Genomic DNA, 20,014 nt, shown 5'->3' on the forward strand with positions numbered 1-20,014 from the left:
TGTTTCTAGAGAATGTGCTATAGCACTGCCGATAGCGTGCCTCGATAGCGCTACAGCACGTAACTGCAGAAGGAGCCACCTGGCGAACCCTGCCCCGGCACCTTCCCTGGTACGCAAGCGCAAACCTTTATTGATCCGCGCCTGCATGAACATACTGACGCCACCATCGCACCAGCTCGGTCACATGGGGGGCTTTCAACACCGTAAAGTGCTGCCCTGGCCCCGCGATGGTTTCAAGCTCGTTGGCCCAGCGGGCCCATGCCGCCGCATCGTCATGTCGGCGCTGAAGATCCGCTTCGGTATTCATCCACGGATCGCGCACCTGTATCAGGTTGACCTGTCCGTGGTAGTGCGCCGCCGGTAGATAATGCGTTTGTCTCGCGGCATAAAAGGTTTGCCACGGACCTTGCAGTAATCGTGAAGAGGAATGGGCCGGTATTTTCCCCACGCGATGAAGATGCCGGTGCACAGCCGACAGCATCGTTTCAATGTCGTGACCGGCGTAAAGGGATTCATCCATCTCCAGCGTCATCTCTAAGGTGAAGCCGATGCTCTCAACGTACTCGCGCATGCACTCAGCCAGGCTCGGCGTGACGGCCGCCTCCTTGCCGCCAGACGGGGCTTCGGAATCGATCAGCGTCAACGACGCCACCCGGTAGCCTTGAGCCGCCAATCGGCTCGCCATCTCGAAGGCCACCTGCCCGCCAAAAGAGTGACCAAGCAGGTGAACGGGCGTCTTCTCGCCGATACCCGCCTGACGCATCGCCGCAAGGTTACGTATCGCCGCCGCCTCAACCGACGGATCCGGTTCGCCAACCCCGTCGATCCCTTTCGGCAGCAGGCCATAAACCGGCTGCCCGCCGGGCAACGCCTGCACGAACGGCAGGAAGTCCGTGACGCTCGCGCCGGCTCCGGGCACACAAAACAGCGGTGTGCTATCGGCGGTACCTTTTTGCAACGTGATGAGCGGCTTGAAATCAGCCGTCGCGGCGAAAGTCTGGCCTGCTGCCGGGCGTTGCGGCTCACCGGCGTCGATCGAGTGAGTGAGCGCGTTGAGCTGGTTTATCGGCGCATCAGGGTTGGCGACCATCGCTTCAAGCGTTGCGAGGTAGCCGGCCGCCATACGCTCGGCCGTTTCCCGGCGAAACAGATCGACGGCATATTCCAGAATGCCCTCCATTCCCAGCGGCTCCCCTTCCTCGCTATATTTTTCATACAGCATGACATAGAGATCCCACTTGGCATTCCCGCTGTGGGCGGGGTAGACCTGCGCCGCCAGACCGGGGACCGCAAAGGTTTCCGATGGGGCGTTTTGCAGGATCATCATGGTCTGGAACAGCGGGTAATGCGACGGCGAGCGCACCGGCAATAACTCACCGACCAGTTTCAGGTAAGGAATATCCTGATGACCATACGAACTTAACGCCTGCGTGCGTACCCGTTCGAGCACCTCATTAACCCGGGGCGTTCCAGAGGTATCAACACGCATCACCCACTGCGTCAGGAAGCATCCCACCAGATCGTTCAACGCTTCGTCGCTGCGCCCTGCTGAAACGGCCCCCAGCGGGATATCCTCGCCTGCGCCAATCTGGGTGTAATAGATGCCGAGCGCCGCCTGCAATACCATCGACAGCGTCATGTTGCGCTCACGCGCCAGGGTACTCAGCCGCTGGTGCAAACGGGCAGTGATCTGCAAAGGCAGCATCTCACCGCGATAGCTGGGTTTTTCCGGCCGCGGGTAATCTTCCGGCAACGCCAGCGTCGCGGGTAAGCCCGCGAGCGTTGCCTTCCAGTACGCCAACTGCTCGGCAAATACGCTGTTCGGGTCATCAGGAGAGCCGAGCAGTTCACGGTGCCACACCGCGTAGTCGGCATATTGAACGGGCAGCGGGGTGAACTGCGGCGCGTGACCGGCGAGACGCGCCTGATAAGCCTGCGTGAGATCCCGAGTCAGCGGCGCCAGTGAAAACGCATCACAGGCAATATGGTGGAATAGCATCACCAGAATGTGCGTCTGCGGCCCCACCCGGAGTATTGCAGGGCGAAACGGCAGATCAACCGACAGATCGAACACCGAGGTAATCGCCGCAAACACCGCCTGCTGAGTCTGCTCTGCGCTCACTTCCGTATACGGGATATCCAAATGTACGGCGGCAAAGGGCTCGATCACCTGCACCGGTTGCCCGTCCACCACGGCAAAACGGGTGCGCAGTGGCTCATGGCGTTCCACCAGATCGTACAGCGCGGCGGTTAACGCCGCCTGATCCAACTCGCCTTCAAGCGAGACGACAATCGGCGTATTGAGCGATGAGTTATCACCACGCGTATTCTGCCCAACCCACATCAACTGCTGGCCGTAGGACACCGGCACCGGTTCTGGACGCGGCTCAACTTTCCTTAACGGCGGGCGCACGTTGGCGTGATCATCAAGCTGTTTCGCCAGGCTCGCCACCGTCGGGTTTTCAAATAGCACGCGCACCGGAAGCTCAATACCCAGCCTGGCGCGAATACGCCCGATCAATCCGGTAGCCAGAATCGAGTGTCCGCCCAGCGCAAAGAAGTCATCGTCAATGCCGACTTGCGGCTGCTGAAGCAATTCGGCATACAGCTCGCAAAGCACCGCTTCGCGCGCATTGCGTGGCGCCCGATAGGTGGAGGCATCACTGAACTCAACCGCTGGCAGCGCCTTGCGATCCACTTTGCCGTTAGCGGTAAGCGGGAATTGCGCCAGCACGACGATACGCGCGGGCACCATGTAGTCAGGCAAGCGCTCGCTGAGGTAATCCCGCAGCATTTCCTCAAGGGATACCTCCTCAGCGAATGCCGGCGCAGAAGCCTGCAAGTCCGCGCCGACGACGTAGGCCGCCAGACGCTTGCCGCTGCCGTTATCCACCGCCAGCACCAGCGCGTTATCGACCTGTGGATGTTCGGTCAGACGCGCCTCAATCTCACCCAGCTCGATACGAAAACCGCGCAGCTTGACCTGTTGATCGTTACGCCCCACAAAGATCAGGTTGCCATCGTCCTGATAGCGCACCAGATCGCCGGTGCGATACAGGCGGGCAGGCGAGTCGGCCACAAACGGATTGGTCACGAAACGCTCGGCAGTCAGGTCATCACGATTCAGATAACCCAGCGCGACGCCGTCCCCGCCGATATACAGCTCGCCAATGGCGCCTAATGGCACCGGATGCCGATGCTTATCCAGCACGTAGAGCTGGGTATTACCGATGGGGCGCCCGATAGGAATGCCGGCGGCATGGGTCGCCACGTCATGGATCGGATAGGTGGTGGCAAAGGTGGTGGTTTCAGTGGGGCCATAGCCATTCACCAGCTTCGCCGACGGCACCGTGCGCAGCACCTGAGCAATAATGTTCGGATCGAGCGCATCACCGCCGATAAACAGCGACGTGAACTGGGCGAGAACCGGGGTCAGCTCGTTATAAAGCTGATTGAACAAGCCCACAGTCAGCCACATCTGGTTCACACGCTGATGCTGCAGGGTGCGCACCAGCCGTGCCGGCGTGAGCAAGGTATCCTGATCAATCACCACGCAACTGCCGCCATTGAGCAACGGCGCCCAAATTTCCAACGTGCTGGCGTCAAAGGCGGTGTTGGCCGCCAGCGCCATGCGATCGCCGGGCGCAAAAACACCGACGCCGCTGTTTATCACCAATCGGTTAATGGCGTAATGCGGCACCACGACGCCTTTCGGTACGCCGGTCGAACCGGAGGTGTAGATGATATAGGCCGGCGCGCTGGCGGAAACCCGCACCTCTACCTTGTCGTCACTTACCGCGTCGTCACTTACCGCGCCGTCGCTCGCCTGCGCCGCCTCGGGGCTATTGACATCAATCACCGGCAGGTTGATGGCCGCCGCCGGCTCTTGGTGGGCATCGCTTATCAGAAAGCGAGCAGAGCAATCCTCAATAATCCACGTTAAGCGCTCTGGCGGCGCCAGCGGGTCCAGCGGCACGTAAGCCGCGCCCGCCTTGAGTATCGCCAGCGTCGCCGCCAGCAATGCGCCGCTACGCGGCAGCAGCAGCGCCACCGCGTCCCCCGGCCGGACGCCACGGGCAATCAGCGTCTGCGCCAGACGGTTGGCACGCTGATTCAGGCTGCAATAGCTAATCTGCTCTTCACCCTCAATCACCGCCACCGCTTGCGGTGTACGTAACACCTGCTGTTCGAACACGCGGTGGACGGGTTCCTGCGCGGGATAAGACGCCGCCGTCGCGTTCCAGTCAACCAGCAGTTGGGTGCGTTCGCTGACCGGGAGAATCTCCAGTTCATGCATCGGCGTCGCGGGATTGCTGTCCAGCGCCTCGGCCAGGCTTTTCATGGTCTGCTGGAGATAGCCAATAATCCGCTGCGCTGATAACGGCGCCGCTGCGAGCACGTTCAAACGCAACGTCTCACCAAAGTCATCCACCGACACGGTCAGCGGGTAATCGGTACGCTCTTCAAAGCCGTGCCATTCAACGTCATCACGTTCACCGGACACATCCACGCTTTCGTCTTCAGCCTGCTGGTTGTGGCGGTAGTTGAACAGCACGTTAAACAACGCCGTTGGCGGTGCAATCCCGCTGCAACGCTGGGCCAGACTGAGTGAAGCGTGTTCATGACTCAGTAATGCCGCCAGCCGCTTGTGCGTTAAGCGCACACTCGCTTCCACGCCCACATTCCCCAGATCAAGGCGGAGCGGTAGCGTATTAATGAACGGCCCCATGATCTGATCGGCTCCCTCCCCGGCCTGCAAACGGCCCAGCAGGATGGTGCCGAACACCACCGTATCGCTGTCGCTGGCGCGCGCCATCACCTGCCCCCACACCAGATGACACAGGCTTCCCATACTGACGCCGAGGCGACGCGCATGCGCGCGCAAACGCGCGACAACAGCCGGTTCGACATTCTGGCGCAGCTCCACCACGCTGGCGTTGTTTGCCGTTCCCGTCGACATGCCGAGAGCAAGGGTCGGGGCATCAATGTCACCCAGCATCTGACGGAAAAATTGCTCGTGCTCCGCCTCCGTCGTTCCGTTACGCACGCTGGCAATCAGGCGGCGGAAGGGTTGCGGCGCGGGCAATTGCTGACCACGGCCCAGCAGAAACGCGGTAATGTCCTGAATCATGATCTGCAATGACGCGATGTCATCGATCAGATGATGCAGCAACATCAGCATGTCAAAGCGCCCGCTTTGCGGGTCCTGCGCGGTATACAAACTCAGCAGCGGCGCCTGAGTCAGGTCAATACGGTAATGCGATGGATGATAGCGTTCGACCAATTGCGCCATAATCGGACCCTTGGCCGGATCCAGTTCAATTTCAGTGAGCTGCACGCGTGCCTGACGCAGCACCACCTGTGCCGAGCGCGACAACCCGCGCGAAAAAAATGCCGTGCGCAGAATGTCGTGCCGATTTACGGTTTGCTGAACCGCCTGCACGTATTGCGTCATCACCTCGCGGTTCGCCAGCGAGATCCTGGCAAACTGCAGGTAAGGGTCGCCCTTGTCGCTCAACTGATGCAAAAAGAGGATCCCTTCCTGCAACGGCGTCAATGCGTAGATATCCTGCACATTCACCACACCGCCCGGCACATTGGCGACAATATGCGCGATATCGGCCTGAGTCAGATCGATCAGCGGCAGCATATCTGGCGTCAGGTGGGTAGTCGCCGGCGTGATCGGATTCACCGGCGCGTTTGAACCCTGATTCCCGCCTTGCGAGGACAACGTTCTTCCCTGGCGCAGGGCGTCAACGAGAGCCGGTTTGTGCTCCCGCAACGCCGCCTTGATATCAGGGGTCAACGACCCCTTTGCTGCCTTGATGACCAGCGCCTCACCATCAAGCGATAGGGCGATGTTGGCCTCATCCAGTGTCTGCAAAAGGTCATCAAAATCGATCATAATCTCATCTCGTCGAGTTCAATGGTGCGAGCGGACAGCTCAGCCAACGTCGGGCTATCGAATAAGGCGCGGATCTCCGTACTTAAATCGCGCTGGCGCAGGTGCTCCATTAATTGCACCGCCAACAGCGAATGGCCGCCCAGTTCGAAGAAATTGTCGTGGCGTCCGATACGTTCAACGCCCAGCAACTCCTGCCACAGCTCCGCCATCGCGATTTCAACATCGCCTTGCGGCGCTTCATAGGCACGACGAGAGAACGACGAATCATCGGGCTGCGGCAACGCTTTGCGATCCAGCTTGCCATTGGCCGTCAGCGGCAGTTGATCCAGTTTGACGAATGCCGCAGGCACCATGTATTCCGGCAACTGCGCCGCCAGGCTGCTGCGCCACTGCGCGATCTGGTCAGAGATGCTCAGGCCGTCGGCCTGCGCTTGCGCATCAGGAACCACATACGCCACCAGACGCAAATCACCCTGCGCATCTGCGCGGGCCACCACCACGGCATCACCAATCGACGGCTGTTTTAATAACTCTGCGTCGATCTCACCCAATTCGATACGGAAACCGCGGATTTTGACCTGGTTATCGTTACGTCCGAGGTACTCGATATCGCCGTCCGCCAGATAGCGCGCCACGTCGCCGGTGCGGTACATCCGGGCGTCGGCATCGGCGACAAACGGGTCGTTAACGAAGCGCTCCGCCGTCAGGTCAGGCCGGTTGAGGTATCCGCGCGCCACCCCCACCCCGCCGATGTACAACTCGCCGACCACGCCGCGCGGCACCGGGCGCAGGTGCTGATCGAGCAAATAGATACGCAGGTTGGCGATGGGGCGGCCAATCGGCACGGTAGCGGTTTCAGGCAAATCTTTCGGGCAGGTCCATGACGTCACGTCGATGGCCGCTTCCGTCGGTCCATACAGGTTGTGTACCGCCGTGTCCGGCAGCAATTTGTGACAACGGGCCACGCTGGCGGAACTCAGCGCCTCGCCGCTACACACAATGCGGCGCAGTGAACGGCAGGCCGCCACGCTGTCGTTGGCCAGAAACAGGTTCAGCATCGAGGGGACAAAGTGCAGGGTGGTGATGTTGTTGGCCTGAATCACCTCGGCGAGCGCCTGCGTATCTTTATGCGCGCCCGGAGGGGCAACCACCAGCGTCGCGCCGACGGAGAGCGGCCAGAAGAACTCCCACACCGACACGTCAAAGCTGAAGGTGGTTTTTTGCAATACGGCATCGTTGCCGTCGAGCTGATAAGCATCCTGCATCCACTGCAAGCGGTTGATCAGCCCGCGATGTTCGTTTTCCACGCCTTTGGGTTTGCCGGTCGAGCCAGAGGTGTAAATAACATAGGCAAGATGGCGCGACGTCAGCCCCAACTCAGCGGGCGATAACGATGCTGTCGACAACGATGAGCGCGCCAGAGACGCCGCATCCAGCTCAAGCGTAACGATACCGGCGGTATCGAGTGCAGCGGTCACCTCACGACCGCGTTTGTCGAGCAACAACAGCTTCGGCGCCGAGTCTTGCAGAATGTAGGACAGGCGCTCCTGCGGGTAATCGGGGTCAAGCGGCACGTAGGCCCCGCCCGCTTTGATGATCCCCATCAATCCCACCACCATCTCGATACTGCGATCCAGACAGATGGCGACGCGATCATCGGGTTTGACGCCCTGCTGGTGCAAATGGTGCGCCAGCTGGTTGGACAAGGCATTCAGCTCTGCGTAGCTCAGCTCACGATCGCCAAAGCGCAGCGCCGTTGCCGCTGGCGTCAGTTTCACCTGCGCTTCGAACATCTGATGCGTATAGGTCACATCAGGGTAAACCTTGTCGGTATTATTCCATTCATTCAGCAGTAAATGGCGCTCGGCCTCGGGCAGAATCGCGATCTGCTGCATCGGCGTATTGGGCGCGTGATCCAGCGCCCTGGCGATATTCTCAAGCGCCTGTTGCGTATAGGCGAACAGCAGTTCGGGATCCAGCGAGTCCACCACCTGAATATTCAGACCCAGCGCGCTGCCGTAGTCGTCCACCGACAGCGTGATCGGGTAGGTGGTGCGCTCTTCAAAGCCATCCCACTGATCGGCTTCCGGCACCACAAAATCCAGCGACTTACTTTCCGACTCGCGGTTATGGCGATAGTTAAACAGGGTGTTGAATAACGGTGTGGAGCTGCTCACGCCGCTGCAACGCAGCGCTAATGCCAGTGAGGCATGCTCATGACTCAGCAGTTCCGCCAGCCGTTTGTGGGTGTTGCGTACGCTGTCCTCCACGCTTACGCCGGACATATCAAGACGGATCGGCAGCGTATTAATGAATGGCCCCATGATCTGGTCGGCGCCGTCGCCGGCATGCATACGGCCAAACAAAATGGTACCGAACACCACCGCATCCTGACCGCTGATACAGGCCAGTACCTGGCCCCAGGCCAGATGGCAAATACTGCCGAGGCTCACCCCCAGACGACGCGCATGCGCACGCAGGGTGTCGTTCAAACGCTGGGGAACCTTGCGCGTGACTTCGATTATCTCGAAGTCATCCAGCATATTGACCAGGCCATAAGGCGCGGTGGGCTCATCGATATCCGCCAGCGTCGAGCGGAAATACCGTTCATGCTCTTGCGGGCTCTTACCAAGACGAACCTGCGCAATCAGGCGACGGAACGGTTGTGCCGGGGGCAGCGTGTGGCCGCGCCCGGCCAAAAAGGTATGGATCTCGGCCGACAGGATCAGCACCGAGGTAATGTCATCGATCAGGTGGTGCAGCACGCGGAACATCTCCCAACGTTCGCTGTGCTTGTCATAAGCGACAAACGCGTGCAGTAACGGCGGCTTAGCCAGGTCGATGCGGTAATGTGACGGGTCGAAACGCTCGGCCAGTTGTGCGGCGATCGGGCCGTCGGCCGGATCCAAGTCCACCTCCAGCACATGCAGTGTCGCCTGACGCTGCACCACCTGGCACGGGGTCGATACCCCTTCCCAGTAAAAACCGGTGCGCATGATGTCGTGACGATCGATAACCTGTTGTACCGCGGCAAGGTAATTGTCTACCTTTTCGCGACTATCAAACGTCATCTGCCCTGTTTGCAGGTACGGGTCGCCGTTGCTGGCCAGCATGTGATGGAACAGAATCCCTTCCTGAAGCGGCGCCAGCGAGTAGATATCCTGAATATTGCTCACGCCGCCGGGCACCTGTTCGACCACGTGATCAATATCTTTCTGCGTGAAGTCGATAAGGGGCAACAGCTCAGGGGTAATCACCGTCGTCTCTGGCGTAATCTTGTTCTCGGGCACCACCACCTCAAACGCGTTTGACAGGCGTTTCCCATTACGCAGAGCGTTCACCATAGTCGCTTTGTGCTCGCGTAGCGCACTTTTAATCTCGCTGGTTAGCGCGCCTTTGGCTGAAGTAATAACCAAATCCTCGTTATCCAGCGATATCGAGATCTTTGCCTGTTCCAACGTCAGCAGTAATTGTTCGAAATCGCTCATTCTTTATCCTCCGTGATACTAACGTGTAGTCGATAGTGATTGACGTAATGCAATGCGACGAAACCGTCAGGGCCGTCTGGCAAAAATGTGGGAAATAGCCTGCTCACAGTCGGGTCTCCGCAAGCTCAATGGTTCTGGCCGCAATGTCTGCCAGAATAGGCGTGTCAAAAAGTGTGCGAATCTCGATACTGAGTCCCCTGCGGCGCAACTGTTCAATCAACCGCACGGCTAACAGCGAATATCCGCCGAGTTCAAAAAAGTGATCATGACGGCCGACCCGCTCGACACCGAGCAGTTCTTCCCAGATAGACGCCATCGTGATTTCCATGTTCCCCTGTGGCGGAACATACGCGCGCCGGGCGAAAGACATCTCATCCGGCGGCACTAAGGCGTTACGGTCTATCTTGCCGTTCGGCGTCAGTGGTAACGCTTTGAGCGTCACGAAGGCGGCCGGCACCATATAATCCGGCAACCCATCCTGCAGGTGTTTACGCAATGCCTTACGGCTAAACAGGCTCTGAACCATGCCTTTGAGCGTCACCAGGTGTTCCAGCGCCGATAACGCATTCTCAGGCACGATCCAATCGATCAGACACGCCACCTCATTCACCCCCGCTTCCTGCAGACTCTCTGCCACAGACAGCGCGGATTCCGGCGTACCAATAAATGACAGCTCACGGGTATAACGCCTGAACGCAAACTCCAGCATGCTCTGTTTATCCGCGCTGGGGAGCGTATCGAGGTGAATGTTTTGCTCTTTCAGCCAGCCCGAGAGCAAGCTGAGATGCCCTTCCAGATAATCAAGGAACGGTCCTTTGGCCTGCGTTAATGCCTCGTCAAGGTTCTCCCCCAGATAGGTATGGATCATCACCGTCACCGTGCCGGTGCGGGGGTCGAACCCCGCGTTTTCACGCGCCGTGCGGTATATCCCGATATGGTGAGTCAGCTTGTCGATATTCTGCGTCAGCAAGTGGGTCAGCAAATTCGCCCCACTGCGGCCTGCATACTCAAAGGTTTCCGGCGCGCCGGCAGCGGTTATCCATATCGGCAGCTCCTTTTGCACCGGCGTGGGGTAAATCCGTACCGAGATGTCATTCCCATGATGATCCCGGCGAGAAACGCTACCGCCCTGCCACAGCGTTTTCAGTTCCTCAATGCCTTGATACATCACATCCCAACGCGCATCGTAGTTCTGCGGCGCCAGCGCAAAATCCCGCTGATTCCAGCCGGAAGCGATGCCGATACCGACACGGCCGTTCGACAGGTTGTCCAGTATCGACCAGTCTTCAGCTACGCAGAGCGTGTCGTGCAAGGGCAACACCACGCTGCCGGAGCGCAGCTGGATATGGCGCGTTCTGGCCGCCAGCGAGGCGCTTAACAGCGCCGGATTAGCGAACAGCGCGCCGACACTGTGGAAGTGACGTTCCGGCGTCCACACGGCGGTGAAACCGTGCCGATCGCCGAACTCCGTCACCTCGGCGCAATGGTGATATCCCTGTCGGGCATCAGTATGCGCGCCGAAGAAGAACAGGCTAAAATCGAGGTGATTACTGTCGGGCGATGGCTCTGCTGCACGCTCTTCGGTCGCACCGGGAACCACATACGCCACCAACCGCGTCTCCCCGGAAATATCTTCTCTGGCAACCACCACCGCTTCACGCACCGAGGAATGGCTTAACAGCCGCGCTTCGATTTCGCCCAGTTCGATACGATGCCCGCGTAACTTCAGCTGATGATCGGTACGTCCGAGGAAAATCAGCCGTCCATCGTCCATAAATTGCGCGAAATCCCCGGTACGATAGAGACGCGCGGTCGGATCGGTTGAGAACGGATCGGGGATAAAACGCTCAGCGGTCAGCTCCGGGCGCTGGTGATAACCACGGGTAACGCCGTCACCGCCGATATACAGCTCTCCGATAGCGCCCATCGGCACCGGTTTGCCGTGTCTGTCCAGCAGGTAGACCTGCGTGTTGGCAATCGGACGGCCAATCGACTGGTTGTATTGCGTGACGTCCTCTGCGTTGACGCGATTGCAGGTTGACCACACCGTGGTTTCCGTCGGTCCGTAGAGGTTCCACAGTGACTCGCCGAAGGCATGCAGACGCCGGGCCAAATCACTGGGCAGCGCTTCGCCGCCGCAGAGAATCTTCAACTGCGGGTGTGGCGTTGGGTCGGTATCCACCAGCAAGCGCCAGGTGGTCGGCGTGGCTTGCATGATAGTGATATTCAGGGTTTGCAACAGATTAAGCAGCGCGTAAGGATCCATCGCCTGAGTACGGCTCGCCAGCACAATCGACGCGCCCGTCATCAACGGCAAATACAGCTCCAGCCCGGCAATATCGAATGAAATGCTGGTGACGGAGAGCAGGCAATCTTCAGCGCTGAGGTGGAATAACGCCTGCATCCCGGTGAGGAAGTTGACCACCTGACGATGCTCAACCATCACGCCTTTCGGCTTGCCGGTCGACCCCGAGGTGTAAATCACATACGCCAGATGTCTGGCGTTGAGCATTGCCGCATCCGGGTTGCCGCCAGGCAGTTCTTCCCAACGTGCGCCGTCACGCTCCAGATCGACCACCGTAACATCACCGCCGGTCGCAGACCCAAAGAGGTCGCGCCCACGCCGGTCAACCACCAGTACCTTCGGTGTGGCATCCTCAAGAATATAGGCCAGCCGGGTGGCGGGATATTCAGGGTCGAGCGGCACGTAGGCACCCCCGGCTTTGAGGATCGCCAATAAGGCGATGAGCATGGTTTCGGTGCGTTCCGTACACACCGCCACGCGCGTATCCGGGGCCACGCCCTGCGCTATCAGGTAGTGTGCCAGCCGGTTGGCGCGCTGGTTAAGCTCGGCATAACTGAGGCGGACGTTGCCCATTTGCAGCGCCGGCGCCTGGGGGTGTTGCGCGACCTGTTGCTCGAACAACTGATGAATCATCGTCATCGCCGGGAACGGCAGCGCCGTATCATTCCAGCTTTTCAGCAGATGCCGGCGCTCTTCTGGCGGAAGCACCGTCAGTTCATACAGCGGCACCGGCGCGGCAGACGCGATGGCCTCGACTTCAAGCGCCTCCACCAGGCTAAGCATACTCTGCTGGAAGTAACCCCAAATGCGCTCGCCAGACAGCGACTCAATCGCCTGAACGCCGATATCAAAGCCGACGTCGGCGTCATCCACAGAAATCGAGATAGGATAATTGGTGCGCTCGTCAAAGCCGTGCCAGGCCACGCCGTCAAACTCAATCCCCCCTAACACGTCCACGTCTGTCGGGCGGTTACGACGGTAGTTGAACACCGTACTGAACATCGGCGTCGGCGCCACAATGCCGCTGCCCTGTTGCGCCAGCGATAAGGTAGTGTGCTCATGTTTTATCAGCGCGGAGAGACGCTGATGCGTCTGACGCACAGCATCAACCGCATACACCTCCCCCACGTCAAGACGCAACGGCAGCGTATTGATGCACGGTCCCATGATTTTATCGCTGTTCTCGCCGTGCATACGCCCCGACAGTACCGTGCCGAACACCACGCTATCGCTGCCGCAGGCGGCGCTCAGCACCCGTCCCCAGCTCAAATGGCACAGACTACTCACGCTGACGCCAAGGCGGCGGGCCTGAGCGCGTAGCCGCTGCGCAAGCGCAGCCTCAAGCGGACGCCGTGTTTCACTGATGCGCTGGCCGTTAAGATGGCCGCTCTTGAGATTAAACGGCGCCGACGGTTCGGTGATATCTGCCAGCATGTCGCTGAAAAAGGCCAGTTGCTGCTGGGTATCGCTACGTTGTTGCAGGCGCGCCACGTGATGACGGAATGGCGCCGGCGCAGGCAAACTCTCCCCCTTGCCAGTGAGGAATGCCTGAATCTCAGCGAGCAACATCTGCAATGAGGGAATGTCATCCACCAAATGATGGATATACATCAACGCTTGCCAGCATGCCCGCTCGTCGTCGTAGGCTACCACCATGCGCAGCAGCGGCGGCTGGGTGAGATCGATGCGGTTGGATTGAGGATCAAAGCGCGCCTTCATCTGCGCCACCACCGGGCCATGCCGGGCGTCAACGCTGAGCGTTGTGACCTGCAAACGTGCATCGCGCAGCACAACCTGCACCGGCGTCTCCAGGCCTTGCCAGATAAACGCGGTACGCAAGATATCATGGCGATCGATAACACGTTGAATAGCCTCCAGGTATCGGTCCAGCGTCTGTCGGTGCGTAAACGACAGGTGGCCACACTGAAGATAGGGGTCGCCGGCGTCATCGAACAGATGATGGAAGAGGATGCCTTCCTGCAGCGGCGCCAGCGCATAGATATCCTGAATATTGGCGATGCCACCGGGCGTGCGGGCCACGATCTGGTCTATCTGCTGCTGAGATAACGACACCAACGGGAACAGCGCCGGATGAAGCGCCGTGGTTTCCGGCGTCACCCGATTAGCCGGAACCACCCACGCCTGCGAAGCATCATCCTGATGGGTAATCTGTGCCGCCAGATCGGCCAGCACCGGATGAGCGAAGATGGTTGGCGCATCGGTGTAGAGCTGCTGCTCGCGCAGCATCGCTTGCAGTTGCATCGCCAACAGTGAATGGCCGCCCAGTTCGAAGAAGTTGTCCTGCCGTCCGACCTGATGCACGCCAAGAATGGTCTGCCATAACTGCGCCAGCGTCGCTTCCGTACCGGCGTGGGGGGCTTCAAAGTCACGCTGCACGTAAGCGCTGTTGTCCGGTAGCGGCAAGGCTTTGCGATCGATCTTGCCGTTGACGGTCAGCGGCAGCGACTCCATCACCACAAACGCCGCCGGGATCATATAGCTGGGCAGTTGCGTGACGAGCGCCTCGCGCCATTGCGCAATCGCACCGCCGCTGCGACCCGCCTCGGGCACCACATACGCCACCAGCCGCGCTTCGCCGCCACCCGGCGTGATACCGACAACGGTAGCGTCTTTGATGTGCTCAAGCGCGGCAATCCGCGACTCGATTTCACCCAGCTCAATACGGTACCCGCTCAGTTTGATTTGGTGATCGCGGCGGCCAAGAAACTCGATGCGACCATCGTCAAACCAGCGCCCGATGTCGCCGGTGCGGTAGACTCGGCCCCCGGCAACCCAGGGGTCGGCGATAAACTGCCGGGCGGTCAATTCAGGGCGATTCATGTACCCCACCGCGACGCCTTCACCGCCGATCCAGATTTCACCCGCCATACCGGGCGCACAAAGCTGGCCCAGATTATCGACAACGTACATACGGGTATTGGCGATCGGCCGCCCGATACTCAGGCGGGTATCCTGGCTCTGCTCAAAGCCACGCATCCATGCCGACGACATAATGGTGGTTTCCGTCGGGCCATACCCATTGATGTACCGGCAGCGCTCGCTCCAGCGTTCAATCAGCCCGATCGTCGGTGCCGAACCCGCGGTCAAAATGGTCATGCCTTGCGGCACGAGAGCCGGATCTAAGTGCGTGAGATACGGCGGCGGGAACGCCGAGAAACGAATGTCGTTTTGGGTCATGTACGCCATCAACGCCGGCGGGTTTTGGATCACCGCATTCGACAGCAGATGCAGTTCACAGCCGCGGGTCAAGGTACCGAAAATTTCGCCCGCAGACGCATCAAAGGTATAAGGCGCGAACTGGGTAATGGGCTGTCCGACGCTAAAAATCCCGATGTGTTCGCACCAGGCGCAGAAATTGATCAGGCTGCGATGCGCTATCTCCACGCCTTTCGGCGTGCCCGTTGTGCCAGAGGTATAGATGATATAGGCAATAGCGTGCGAATCGATGGTGTGCGGATCGATGGTGTGCGGATCGATGGTGTCAGCGGACGCATCCTCACGCTGCCCGCCATCCGGCTGCGCCTGCTGCAGATAATCCTCAACCCACAGCAAGGCGCTGCTTGCGTCTTCGTCGAAATTTGACCGATCGGCCCGGCTGGTCAGCGTCCAGCGCACGTTCGCATCGTTAATGATAAAGGCGCGACGTTCGGCCGGCGCATCCAGACCGACGGGCACATAAGCGGCCCCTAACTTGATGATACCCAGCATGGACGCGATCAGGTTCGGCGTTTTATCCATACTCAGCACGATGCGATCGCCCTGCGTCACGCCGACACGGCGTAGCCCTGCGGCAATCCGTTCGACGCGTTCGGCAAGCTGCCGATAGCTTAACCGCTCATCACCGGCCACCAGCGCGGTGGCGTCGTTTCTGGCCGCGACCTGCTCGGCAAACAGGGCGTAGAGCGAGCGATCCAACGCCACATCGAGTTCGGTCGCATTCCATTCGTGAATAACGCGTTCACTTTCGGCGCGACTGAGCAGTGACTGTTCACCCACTGTCCGCTCGCTGCCTTGCGCAAAGCTGGACAGCAGCTGCTGCAACCGATTGAGAATGTTATGCGCATCCGCATCGCTCATCTCGCCCTGACGATAGTGCAGCGTTAACGACAACGTCGTCCCGGTCTGCACGATAAGCTGCAGCGGCACCGGCTCGACGGGGCTTTCCTGCTCCGGGCCTTGCTCGTCATACACACCGATCAGTGATTCAAACAGCGGTGGGTTGGATGGGGAACCGACACCGTGCGCAAAGGCATCCGGCATCAGATCGGCATGGCGCTGATGCTGCTCAAACACGGCAGCAATATCGCCAAACCAGTGCTGCAAGGAGCGGTCGCCATCAATAGTCAACCGCAACGGCAAGGAACAGTCTTCCCCTGCGTCGCTGGCAGCAAAGCGCTTGCCGAACAGCACCTCCTCCTCGCCGCTGTGCTTACTTAACAGCAGCGCCCATGCCGCCGTCATCAACACATCCCACGAAGTGGACTCACGCTGCACCAGCGCCAGCAGTTCGGTACTCAGCGCCCGCCCCACGTGGGAGACGAGCACACCGACCTCTTGCGCAGCGGAGGATAGTGCGGCCTTTTGCGCAGCGGAGGATAGTGCGGCCTTGGCATCCTCGCTCTCCGTGGCATTAACAAGGTTGGCGTTGGCCGTTGTTTGCGCCCCGGTAAGATAGCGCTGCCAATACGCCACGGCAGTGTCCTTACGCGACAAGAGCATATTTTCCTGCGTGATAGCCATGGGTCAGGCTCCCTCCGTGACAACTTGCCTGGAATGATTTTTTATAACATTCAGTAAGTTGGATAGGCTTTCGGCGTTCCTGCCGAATTGATTGATGACAGCGCCGTGCTGAATGCGCGCGGCAAAACCGTATTTGATGAACGTTGACAGGGTGCCTGTTGGGCTGAGATCAATAAAAAATGCCTCGTCTTTCGCCGCCAACCCCTGCATTAAGCGGTAGAAATCGACCGGTTCACGCAGGACGCGCCAGAAATACTCGCTATCCCATCGTTCAACCGACGTCCCCAGCAGCGCGGAGTAAACCGTCATTTCGGGGGGATGTTTCGGCAAGGTATCGACCAGCGCCCGGAAATCCGTCTCGATGGCGGCGATGCCGGACGAGTGGAAAGGTTGCTCAACCGGCAGCAGCATCGAGATAACGTCCCGTTGCGTCAGACGTTCTTTGAGCGCCGACAGGCTCGCCCGATTGCCGCTGACCACAAAGTTATTCTGGAAATTAATGCTGGCTAACTCGGTTCCCCGATACAGCGCGGCATGGGTATGGAAATGCGCTACCGGCGCCAGCACACTCATCATCCCGCCGCCTGCGCTTTTATCGCGCAGTAAGTGCGCCTGCGACACCACCAGTTTTATGGCGTCATCCAGCGTCAGTACGCCGGCGACGACCGCGGCGATGCACTCTCCCAGGCTGTATCCCAGGACCGCGTCAGGTTTGACGCCCTCGGCTTTCAGCATATGGCTCAGGCTGACGCCCACGCTGAGTAACGCCACATTCGACAACGCCACATCAGAGAGCGGCAGATGGCGGCGAGCGTCGTCATACAGCGTATCCAGCAAACTGTAGCCGGTGTGTTGGCGACACAGGGCATCGCAGATGTCCATCTGGCTGCGGAACGCGTCATTCCGACGATACAGCTCATGCCCCATACCGTAATACTGCGAGCCCTGCCCGCCGAACATAAACACCACGCCGGGGTTGGATGCATGGTTGGATGCATGCGCGGCGGGGGAACTGGCAACGTTTTTGGCCGTAGGCGCCGTCTCATCCGCCAGCGCCATCGGTTGCGCGCTGATTTTCGCAAACAGGCTGGTGAGCACCTGCCCCGGCCCAATTTCGTGCTGTTTGACCTCGCCAGACGCCAACAGCCGCGACATACTTTCGTACCAGCGGACCGGGTGGCTTATCTGGCGCGCCAACAGCTCAAGGTAATCGGATGTGGGATAGTCATGCGCGGTGTAGTTGGAAATCACCCGCGCATTGAGCGGATTGAAGGTAAAACGCTGGGCAAACTGCGCAAACCGGGCTTCGATATCACGCATATAGCGCGAGTGAAACGCCGCACTCACATTCAGCTTGATATAACGCGCACCCGCAGCGGTAAACAGCGTTTCACAGGCAATAATGTCATCATACAGCCCTGAAATGACGATCTGCTGCGCGCAGTTGATGTTGGCAATATCAATGCCGCTAAACGGTGACGCAGCCAGTAACGCCGTCACCTGATTCAGCTCGATGCCCAGAACGGCGGCCATCGCACCGCGCGGCGCTGTCGACATCAGCCGACCGCGTTCTTTTACCAGCGCGACGCCGGTGGCAAAGTCAAACGCCCCTGCCGCAAACAGCGCGGCGAATTCCCCCAGACTATGACCGGCATAGCAGTCCGGCGCGTCCACGCCGTCTTTTCGATTGGCAAGAACCCCGAGCGCTGAGACAACAAACAACGCTGGCTGGGTGAATTCCGTCTCACCAAGTACGCCCTGTGGATCGTTGAGGCACAGCTCTCGAATCGAGAAACCGAGCACGTCGTCGGCCTCTCTGACGAGTTCGGGGAAACGCTCAAACAGCCCATCCCCCATCCCTTTCTGCTGCGATCCCTGACCAGGAAATACCCAAATTGAAGAAGACATAAATCTCCTATTACTGTTCCCTAGGATTGTCACTTAACGTTGCTTGCTTATCCCACCAGCCGCTCGCGGGGTCAGGACTTGACAGCCTCTGCCGGTAGATGGGCCTCAATCGTGCCGATCAGGTCGCCAAGCGTGTAAATACCGCGCTTATCGCCGTCGTTGACCTTGATGTGGAGCCGCTTCTCGATCTCGTACCAGGACTCCAGCATCTCGACCGAATCCACGCCAAGCTCGCCGCCGATAAACGAATCCAACTCCACGACATCAGGCGTAAACCCGGTATTTTTGATGCCGTTAATAATGTCGAGCACCACCGCGAGAATCTCTTTCTGAGCATCCATTTCTTCTCTCCTTCATCCAATCCATTAGAGTGCGTCAAACTCGCGCGCTACCTCAGTGATAAGCTCAACGACCTGCTCGATCTCTTCCCGGGTATGGGTCGACATCACCGAAATACGCAGGCGTTCTTTATCGGGGGGAACCATCGGGTATTCCATGATGTTGGCGAACACGCCGCGTTCGAAAAGACGGCGATTGATATTGCCTACGACAGAAAGCTTGCTGAAAAAGACCGGGATAATCCCCGATTCGCCGCGAAGAATGTTGAAGCCTTTCGCTTCCAGCAGGTCTTGCATGTAACGCACATTGTCATGCAAACGGGCAATGCGCTCCGGCTCACGCTCCATCACGTCTAATGCCGCGGAAATCGCCGCAATCGTCGGTTGAGCCAACCCCGAGGTAAACAGGTAAGGGTAAGAGAAGTTCCGCAGCATAAAGATGTGCTCGCGGCTGCCGGAAATAAAAGCGCCCTGCGCGCCCAGCGATTTGCTGCAGGTGGACATCCGCAAATCTACCTGGCCTAACAGGTCTAAATGTTCGAGCGTCCCCTTGCCGGTGCGCCCCATGGTGCCTAAACCATGGGCGTCATCCAGAATGATGATGATGTCGTGCGCCCGGCAAATCTCGATGTAACGCTTCAGATCGATGATCGAACCGTCGGTAGAACGCACCCCTTCAACCGTGGAGAAAATCTGGGCATTCGGTTTGGAGCGCGCCCGGATTTTAGGCAGCATCGCCTCAAACTCATCCAGACGCTCGGGATCAAAGGTAAAGAACGGCACGTTGGTCATTTTGACGGCGTTGATCACGCTGGCATGACTGTTCTGGTCATAGATGATGATGTCGTTACGATTCATCAATCCGTTAACCCAGCACAGGTTTGCCATATAGCCGCTCGGCAGCAGCACCGCGTCTTCGTGGCCGGCCAGCGCCGCCAGACGCAGCTCAAGATCCCGATGTTGCTTGGTATAGCCGGAAAATGCCGGCGACCCGCCGGTGCCGATACCGTATTTCTCTACCGCTTCAACCACCTGACTTTTTACATAAGGATGGTTAGCCAGGCCGAGATAGCTGTTGGAGCCAAACACCAGCACGTTCCTGAAGTCGTCGCTATGCAGATCTTTGTATTGCATCTGCGCATCGACAGGCCCCATCCCCTGGCGGCTGAACATAAAGCCTTTTTCTACTTCTTTTAAATAGGTGCCATAACGTAATTTGACGCGCTCTTTGAAAGGCTTACGCTCAAGTTCGACCAGATCATGAAAATCCATTATAAAAACCTCCTTGGTTATTTATTCTCTCTCGGAG

The 20,014-nt window shown here is 58.9% G+C and carries 6 protein-coding genes; all 6 read right to left on the minus strand.

Annotation, left to right across the window (positions count from 1 at the left end; translation table 11 throughout):
- Positions 1–127 precede the first annotated feature (127 nt).
- The 6 genes from DXXMK7_RS12745 to DXXMK7_RS12770 all read right to left on the minus strand — a co-directional run bounded on the left by DXXMK7_RS12745 (position 128) and on the right by DXXMK7_RS12770 (position 19,977).
- Entirely contained in the window at positions 128–5,905 is a 5,778-nt protein-coding gene (locus DXXMK7_RS12745) for a non-ribosomal peptide synthetase (protein WP_038919425.1), read from the minus strand.
- Positions 5,902–9,393, minus strand: coding sequence for a solanimycin non-ribosomal peptide synthetase SolG (gene solG / locus DXXMK7_RS12750; RefSeq protein ID WP_038919426.1), 3,492 nt, complete (start codon positions 9,391–9,393; stop codon positions 5,902–5,904). Before solG ends, DXXMK7_RS12745 begins: the two co-directional genes overlap by 4 nt.
- Positions 9,394–9,496: 103 nt before the next feature.
- Positions 9,497–16,459 carry a non-ribosomal peptide synthetase gene (locus DXXMK7_RS12755; protein ID WP_038919427.1) on the minus strand — a complete coding sequence of 2,321 codons (6,963 nt, stop codon included), beginning with the start codon at positions 16,457–16,459 and terminating at the stop codon, positions 9,497–9,499.
- A gap of 3 nt (positions 16,460–16,462) precedes the next feature.
- The gene (gene fabD, locus DXXMK7_RS12760) at positions 16,463–18,367 is read right to left on the minus strand and encodes an ACP S-malonyltransferase (RefSeq protein ID WP_071605210.1); all 1,905 of its coding nucleotides are present in this window, start codon (positions 18,365–18,367) and stop codon (positions 16,463–16,465) included.
- Between the two features lie 71 nt (positions 18,368–18,438).
- On the minus strand, positions 18,439–18,708 hold the full coding sequence (locus DXXMK7_RS12765; RefSeq protein ID WP_038919430.1) for an acyl carrier protein: 270 nt from the start codon (positions 18,706–18,708) through the stop codon (positions 18,439–18,441).
- A gap of 24 nt (positions 18,709–18,732) precedes the next feature.
- Positions 18,733–19,977: an aminotransferase class I/II-fold pyridoxal phosphate-dependent enzyme gene (locus DXXMK7_RS12770; protein WP_038919431.1), complete on the minus strand. Its 1,245-nt coding sequence runs from the start codon at positions 19,975–19,977 to the stop codon at positions 18,733–18,735.
- Between the last annotated feature and the right edge of the window lie 37 nt (positions 19,978–20,014).

The sequence above is a fragment of the Dickeya sp. MK7 genome (assembly GCF_000406305.1).
Lineage (GTDB): Bacteria > Pseudomonadota > Gammaproteobacteria > Enterobacterales > Enterobacteriaceae > Dickeya > Dickeya fangzhongdai.